Origin of the sequence: Streptomyces sp. NPDC056987, from assembly GCF_042673865.1 — a bacterium.
Lineage (GTDB): Bacteria > Actinomycetota > Actinomycetes > Streptomycetales > Streptomycetaceae > Streptomyces.
Genome location: NZ_JBHURV010000068.1, coordinates 20,541 through 27,676 on the forward strand (window position 1 = coordinate 20,541; position 7,136 = coordinate 27,676).

Annotated in this window: 5 protein-coding genes and 1 pseudogene; all 6 read right to left on the reverse strand. The window is 72.1% G+C overall.

Features of this window, described 5'->3' with window-relative positions; genetic code table 11:
* Positions 1 to 6 precede the first annotated feature (6 nt).
* Positions 7 to 1,212, reverse strand: a complete 1,206-nt coding sequence (locus ACFTZC_RS40830) for a glycosyltransferase (RefSeq protein ID WP_382899053.1) — start codon at positions 1,210 to 1,212, stop codon at positions 7 to 9.
* 191 nt (positions 1,213 to 1,403) lie between these two features.
* Entirely contained in the window at positions 1,404 to 1,886 is a 483-nt protein-coding gene (locus ACFTZC_RS40835) for a Scr1 family TA system antitoxin-like transcriptional regulator (protein WP_382899055.1), read from the reverse strand.
* An 18-nt stretch (positions 1,887 to 1,904) separates the two neighbouring features.
* Positions 1,905 to 2,120: a helix-turn-helix domain-containing protein gene (locus ACFTZC_RS40840; protein WP_382899057.1), complete on the reverse strand. Its 216-nt coding sequence runs from the start codon at positions 2,118 to 2,120 to the stop codon at positions 1,905 to 1,907.
* Between the two features lie 486 nt (positions 2,121 to 2,606).
* Positions 2,607 to 5,378 (reverse strand): BTAD domain-containing putative transcriptional regulator, encoded by a 2,772-nt coding sequence (locus tag ACFTZC_RS40845; protein ID WP_382899059.1) that lies wholly within the window; start codon positions 5,376 to 5,378, stop codon positions 2,607 to 2,609.
* Positions 5,379 to 5,386: 8 nt separating this feature from the next.
* On the reverse strand, positions 5,387 to 6,394 hold the full coding sequence (locus tag ACFTZC_RS40850; protein WP_382899061.1) for an AfsA-related hotdog domain-containing protein: 1,008 nt from the start codon (positions 6,392 to 6,394) through the stop codon (positions 5,387 to 5,389).
* Positions 6,395 to 6,569: 175 nt separating this feature from the next.
* Positions 6,570 to 7,136: pseudogene (locus tag ACFTZC_RS40855) on the reverse strand (2-oxoacid:ferredoxin oxidoreductase subunit beta); the annotation flags it as partial.

Consider the following 7,136-nt stretch of genomic DNA (forward strand, 5'->3'; position numbering starts at 1 on the left):
CCGCCCCTAGCCGGCGTGCCGGGCGGCCGTGGCGAGAAGCAGGTCCACCAGCCGGTCAGCCGCGTCCGGGCGACCTTGAGCGCGCGCCTGCTGGCCGATCCCGGCGCGAAGGACCGGATCAGCCAGCAGCGGTGCCACGGCGGCCTGCAGCTGATCGGCAGTGACCTCCCCCAACAGCGCGACAGCCGCCCCGGCCCGGTCGAGGTGGCCGGCGTTGTGGGCCTGCTCGTTGCCCGCGGAGCTCGCCAGCGGGATCAGCACGGCCGCCTTGCCCAGCGCGGTGAGCTCCGCGATCGTGCCCGCCCCGCTGCGGGAGACCACCACATCGGCCAGTGCCAGCACGTCCGGAAGCTCCGCGCCCACGTAGCCGGTCAGCAGATACCGCGCGGCCAGGTCCACCGAGAGCCCGGCGGTGTGCTGTCGCAGGGCGGCAAGGTTGTCGGGTCCGCACTGGTGGACGACGTTGGCGCGCTCCAGGAGCCACGGCAGTAGGTCCCGCACCAGCGTGTTGATCTGCACCGACCCCTGGGCTCCGCCGGTGACATAGACGGTGGGCAGACCACGGTCGAAGGAATGCAGCCCCAACACCTGGACCGCCTTGTCGGCCTGGCCGCTCAGCACCTCCGGGCGAACCGGATTGCCCGTCACCACCGCAGCCACCCGGACATGCTCCGGCAGCAGCGGGAGCGTGGAGGCCGAGGACACCGCGATCCGCGTCGCGGTCCTGGCCAGGGACCGGTTCGCAAGCCCCAACCGCACCGTCTGCTCATGGACCACCAACGGGCGACGGCACATCTTCGCAGCCAGCCCCACCGGGACGCAGGCATAGCCCCCGGTGGTCAGCACCACATCCGGGCGAAACCGCGCCAAGACCGTCCGCGCCTGCGCTACGCCCAGCGGCACCCGCCCCATGTCCCGCACGTTCGCCGCCGACACCATCTTCAGCGGATTGCTGGACCGACGCACCTTTCCCGTGGCGACCGGGGCGAACGCGATCCCCTCAGCGGCCGCGACCCGCTCCTCCAGGCTGCCGGCTGTGCCCACCCACAGCGCCTCCAGCGCCCGGCCGCTGACGGCCAGCCGGTCCCGCAGCGCCCGCACCGTGGTCAGCGCGGGATAGGTGTGGCCGCCGGTTCCACCACCCGAGACAATCAACCGCAAGGCCCCCGCCGCCGACGCGGGCTGCGGTCGGCTGGTGCTGCCGAGGCTCATGAACAGGACTCCGATCGGACGGGCCGTCAGCCCGCTTCGGAACAAGACGGGCCGAACCGGACGCTAGTGTCGTGTGATCCTGTTTGTGTCCTTGGCCGACAAAGCAAAGCTACTGGTCAGGGTCATAGAGGACGACCGACTCAGGTGACTCCAACGGGATCACGAGACACTAGCAGGTCCAGTTGATCCTCTTATGCCCTCTCCGATCCCGGAAAGCCGTGCAGGCCGACGACTGCCCGGTCAGGATTCCTGTGCAGCCGCAGCGATCCGGTCAGCATAGGCGCGGTATGCCTTGCGCCCGGCTGGGGCGGAGCCCTCCCCGGCAAGGGCGGCGCACTGCTGCAGCGCGGTCTGGTACAACGCGACTCCAGCAACGACTCAAGTTGCGCACGGACAATTTTGCGACTCCCGTAGCGCACGCGCAGAGCGGCCTCGTGAACGATTGCTTCACATCCTGGCGGAGAATTTCGGTCAAAGATTCTCCGCCGAGTCACGCGATGCTCGATCCTCGCATCCAGATCCTCATCGATAACGCCGGGGGATCCGCTCACAAAAATCGCACGCGCGTATTCTTCGGTCTGGAAGATTCCGGGAACGGCAAGCATCTCCACCGCCCGAAAACTGACTGCGCGATGCTCAAGCTCCGAGAGGTCGAGCAGTCCCGGAGGCAGCACGCCCCGGTATTTCTCCCATCAGCCTTTGCCGCGCTCCTCCGCCATGCCCACGAGCGCGTCGACGAGCTTCGCATCCGTCACGGAGTAATGCGCGGCGAGCCGCCGGATCGATTGACTGTTGACGCCCCATCGGCCCGCCTCGATATGGCTGATCTGAGAACATTCCCCACCGAGGAACGCGGTAGCGGAACTCCCCGATATGGCCACGGCTTCACGGAGCTTGCGCAGCTCCATACCAAGTCGTACTTGCCGCACGGTCGGACAACTCCTGGCCGGCATGGGGTCCCCTCCTGGTCTGCATCGATCCAAGTGTCCCGCGCAACGATGCCCCGAAGAGACACCGCCCGAAGTCGGTTTGCTGGTCCTCGACGCAGCCGTCGGCCGACTCGCCGAGTTCCGGGGCGTGGTGGCCGGACAGGCTGGGAGCTGGCGGCTGCGTCCGATCTTCGGCGGGAGTGAGTGGGAGGCACGACCAGGCGACGAGCGACTCGGGGAGCCGCCCGTACGGTTACGGGAAGTTACCCCCGTCCGGGCTCCGCAGCGGCCGGCGCCTGAGCCGGTACCCGGGTGCGATGAGTGCGACGACTGGTGGTGGGCGGAGCAACTCGCCGTCGATGCGAATGAAATGAGTGAGGCCGTCGACTGCCGCGTGTATCTCCAGCGGCCCTTGGCCGCCGAGCACAGGGATGCGCCGTGAGCTTCGCGCCGGGTGGGCGGATCTCACGCGGCCTGCCCGACCGGTCGTGACGGGTGGAAGAGCCAGACCCCGGGGCGGACTTCGAGCGGGACCGAGGACTCCCCGGCCGGCCCGCCCGCCGCGAGAGCGATGCGCAGGGCGGACGCCGTACGCGACGCGTACGCGGTCCAGCGGTGGTCGCCGCCGGAGCGCGCGGCGCTCTCGCACTCCTCCATGCGGGCGAGGGCCTCCTCGTGGCGGCCCTCGCACTGCGCCACCAGGGCCAGTCCGCGCAGCGACTCCGCCGAGCCGCGCGCGTCGTCGGCCGGGCGGCTCACCGACAGGGCGCGCGCATAGGCGGGCCCGGCCCGCGCGACCTGGCCCAGGGCGAGCAGCGCGTCCGCCTCGGCGGACAGACAGCGGCCCGCCGCCACCTCGTCACCGTGACGGGTGAACAACTCCCGGGCGAGACGGTACCGCTCGGTCGCCACTGCGGCCTGGTGGCGCTGCCAGGCCAGGTCGCCGAGGGAGCGCAGGGTCACGGCCTCCGCGTGGACGTCACCGGACCGGCGGGCCGCGTCCAGCGCCAGCTCGTGCGTCGCCTCCCACGTGTCCCACAGGGCGCCCGCCTCGTAGTAGCCGGCCGCGGCCGAGGCCAGGGAGCAGCACAGACGCCACCACCCGGCCGCGTGCGCCTGCCGCACCGCCTCCGACAGGCCCGCGCACTCCTCCTGGAACCACTGCAGCGGTGCGTTGCCGACCACCTCCTCGGGGGAGATCCCGGGCGGGGGTCCGGCCTCGTACGCCAGCCGGTCCCTGCCGGGCGCCATGCGCGCGTCCGCGTGCCTGGCCAGGGCCAGGAAGGCACGGCACAGCCGTTCCACGGCCGCGGGGCCTTCCTGCGGGGACTCCTCGGCGAGCACCTCCAGGGCCAGCGGGCGCAGCAGCGCGGGGAAGCTGTAGCGCACGGGGGCCAGCCGCCCCGGCCGCCGCCGCGCCTCCAGCAGATGGGCCCGCACCAGCTCCTCGGTGAGCCGCTCGGCCTCCGCCGGGTCCGTCGCGAGCAGCGCGGTCGCGGTCCAGGGGGCGAAGTCGGGCAGCGCGGCCGGCCCGAGGATCCGGAAGGCGCGCCGGGCCTCCTCGCCCATGTCGTGGTACGCGGTCAGCAGAGTGCCGCGTACGTCGAGATCGCCCAGCGCGAGCGCGGCCAGCCGGGTCCGCTCGTCCCGCAGCCGCTGGGCGAGTCCGGCGGCGGTCCAGTGCGGGTGGGCCGCGAGTCCGGCGGCGGCCACCCGGAGGGCCAGCGGCAGCCGGCCGCAGAGCCGGGCGATCTCTCCCGCCGCCTCGGGGGCGTCCCGCATCCGCGGGCCGCCGCACGCCGTGAGCAGTGCCTCGGCCTCGCGCAGGGGGAGCACGTCGAGGGTCAGGTGCCGCACGCTCTCCAGCGCGCCGAGCCGATGACGGCTCGTCAGGATCACCGCGCTGTCGGGCACGGCCGACAGCACCGGCCGGACCTGAGCCTCCGAGACGGCGTCGTCCAGGACGAGGAGCATCGCGCGGCCCTTGGTGCGTTCGTGCAGCAGTTCCGCGAGCTCCGTCTCGGACGGCGGCAGCGGTTCCGTACCCGGGTCCCCGCCCGAGCCCGCACCCGAGCCCGTGGCAAGCGGCCCGCCCAGCCGTCGCAGCAGGGTCGCCATGGCGGCCCTCGGCTCGACAGCACGCCCATCGGCGTTCCGCAGCCTCACCATGACCCGCCCGCCGGGGAACCGGTCGGCGGTGTGGTGAGCGAGCCGCACGGCCAGCGCCGTCTTTCCGGCGCCCGCCCGGCCCGACAGCACGAGCACCCGATTCCCACCGGACGGATCGCCCGCCAGCAGCCGCTCACCGAAGGCCAGTTGGTCCTCGCGTCCGGTGAAGTCCGCCACGGCCGGCGGCAGCCACACCGCGGGCCGCGCGTCCCGGCCGTACCGGGTCGGCGAGCCGGTCGGCGGGTTCGCCGGGCGGTCGTCGGATCCGCCGCCAGGGACGGGCCGGGGCTCGGGGTCACCGTGCCAGGCCAGCGACGGGTCGGAGGCGAGGACGCGCTCGTGCAGTCTGCTCAGCACCGGCCCGGGCTCCACCCCCAGTTCGTCGACGAGCGAGCGCCGCGCCTGGTGATAGACCTGAAGGGCGTCGGACTGCCGGCCGGCCCGGTAGAGCGCCACCATCAGGTGACAGCGCAGCGTCTCGCGCAGCGGATGTTCGTGGGCCAGCGCCATCAGCTCACCGACCAGTTCATGGTGGCGTCCGAGCCGCAGCTCGGCGGAGATCCGCTGTTCCAGCACCTCGGCACGGAGTTCGTTCAGCCGGATCGCGGAGGTCTCCAGGGAGGGGCCGTGCGGTATGCCCGAGAGCGCGGGCCCCGTCCACAGCCCGAGCGCGTGGCTCAGCGCCCGCGAGGCGGCCTCGTACTCGCGCCGCCCGTACGCGGCCCGGCCCTCGGCCCGCAGCGACTCGAAGACGGCCAGGTCCAGTTCCTCCGGGGCGGTCTGCATCAGATAGCCGGGGGCCCGGGTCAGCAGGGGCTGCGCCGGGCCCGTCGCCGCCTCGGCCTCGCCGGTGTCCGACAGGAGGGCCTTGCGGAGCTGGGACACGTACACCTGGAGGGTGGTGGTGGCCGTACGCGGTGGTTCCGCACCCCACAGTTCGTCGATCAGCGTATGGGTCGACACCACGGTGTCGTGCCGCACCAACAGGGTGGCGAGGACCGATCGCGGCTTGGCCGCGGACGGCGTACGTGTGTTCATCCGTACGGGACCGAGTACGCGGTATCTCATCGCGCGGCTCAGCAGTCCTGCAGCACGGACGCGGAGACCCGCGCCACGGCCCGGCCGCCCTGGTGGAACGACAGCCGCAGCTCCACCACCGGCCGGCCCGCCGCGTCCCGGCACACCCGCCCGTCCGCGCGGCGCAACCCCTCCCGCACCGTGCAGTGCAGCGGGAGCCCGGGCTCGGCGAAGCCCCGGAAGGTGGCCTGCCAGCGGGACAGCACGGCGTGCGAGGGGACGAAGCCGCGCAGCTCCGCGGCGGCCAGCAGCCCCACCTGGCGGGACACCTCCAGGAACAGCGCCGGAGGGACGTCGTCCGGTGCGCCGGCCTCGGACCGCGTTCCGGCGGCCGCTCCGGGCACGACGGTGAAGGTCAGTTCGTCATGGCCGTCCGCTCCGGTGTGCTCGGGCAGTCCGACCAGGACATCACGGCTGTCCCGGTGACCCACCTGCTCGGGCAGCGGCAGGCCCGGGGAGACAGGGGCATCGTCCCCGGCCGCCAGGGACTCCTCGCTCTGCCGCCGCCCGAGTCCGCGATGGCTGCGGTAGATGCCCTGGGCGAGGAAGGCCAGCCGGGCCGAGGCGGTGCCGCAGCGCTCGCCGTCGATGGAGACGGCGGCCTCGCACTCCAGCCCGTGCGGCACACCGCCCACGATGTCGAGGGGCGTGACCCCGAGTTCCAGGGCGATCCCGGCCCGCGTGCCGCCGCGGCGCCAGCCGTCCAGGTGCGTGATCTCGGCGCTGCTGGAGGTCACGACGGGGTGGCGGCTCGCCGGCACCCTGAAGTACCGGCGTGCCGCGAACAGCATGGTCTGGCGCAGTGACTCCACGGGGAAGAGGAGATCGTGGTACGGCAGCACGGAGTTGCCGAACAGCCTTTGTTCGTCGGGTAGTTCTGCCGAGAAGGCGAAGTTCTGCCGTATCGGCCCGGTCGCCTTCAGCAGAAAGGCCTCGGGGCTGGCCGGCCTGTGGACCAGATGGTGTGTGCCGAGGAAAGTGGGGGAGGGTGCGGTAAAGGTGTCCATGGGGTGGGGATTCCTTTGCTGCGGTCTCCGGCGGCTCTGCGGAAACGGTTGCGGGGACGTGTGCGTCTGACGGGGTGCACGTTGCCCGACTCCGCTGAAGGACCGCGGAAGCCACACTGAAGTGTGCGTGTCGGCGCCCCCCACGCATGGACGTGGGGCCGGGCGACGACGTATGTCATGGGGCCTCCACGGTCCAGGTGTCGCCGCCCGTGAGCATGGCGCCGAGGTCGCCCTTGCCGCGCTGCTCGACGGCTGTGTCGAGTTGGTCGGACATGAGGGTGTCGTAGACGGGGCGTTCGACGCTGCGGAGGACTCCGATGGGGGTGTGGTGGAGTGTGTCGGCGTTGGCGAGGCGGGAGAGTGCGAAGGCGGTGGTGGGGCTGGTGGCGTGGGCGTCGTGGACGAGGATCTGTGATTCGTTGTCCGGGGTGACGGGCACGACGTGGAGGTCGCCGGTGGCCTGGTCCCGGATGACGCCCTTGGCGCCGTCGGTGCCGAAGCGGATGGGCTGCCCGTGCTCCAGCCGGATCACCGCCTCCGCCGCCTGTTCTTTGTCCTTGAGGACTTCGAAGGCGCCGTCGTTGAAGATGTTGCAGTTCTGGTAGATCTCCACCAGCGCCGTGCCGGGATGGTCGGCGGCCTCTCTCAGGACCTGGGTGAGGTGCTTGCGGTCCGAGTCGACCGTGCGCGCCACGAACGACGCCTCCGCGCCGATCGCCAGCGACACCGGGTTGAAGGGCGC

Excerpts from the sequence above, each read along its gene's own strand:
- ACFTZC_RS40850 (WP_382899061.1), bottom strand. The coding sequence starts at position 6,394 with ATGGACACCTTTACCGCACCCTCCCCCACTTTCCTCGGCACACACCAT.
- ACFTZC_RS40845 (WP_382899059.1), bottom strand. The coding sequence starts at position 5,378 with ATGAGATACCGCGTACTCGGTCCCGTACGGATGAACACACGTACGCCG.
- ACFTZC_RS40830 (WP_382899053.1), bottom strand. The coding sequence starts at position 1,212 with ATGAGCCTCGGCAGCACCAGCCGACCGCAGCCCGCGTCGGCGGCGGGG.
- ACFTZC_RS40840 (WP_382899057.1), bottom strand. The coding sequence starts at position 2,120 with ATGGAGCTGCGCAAGCTCCGTGAAGCCGTGGCCATATCGGGGAGTTCC.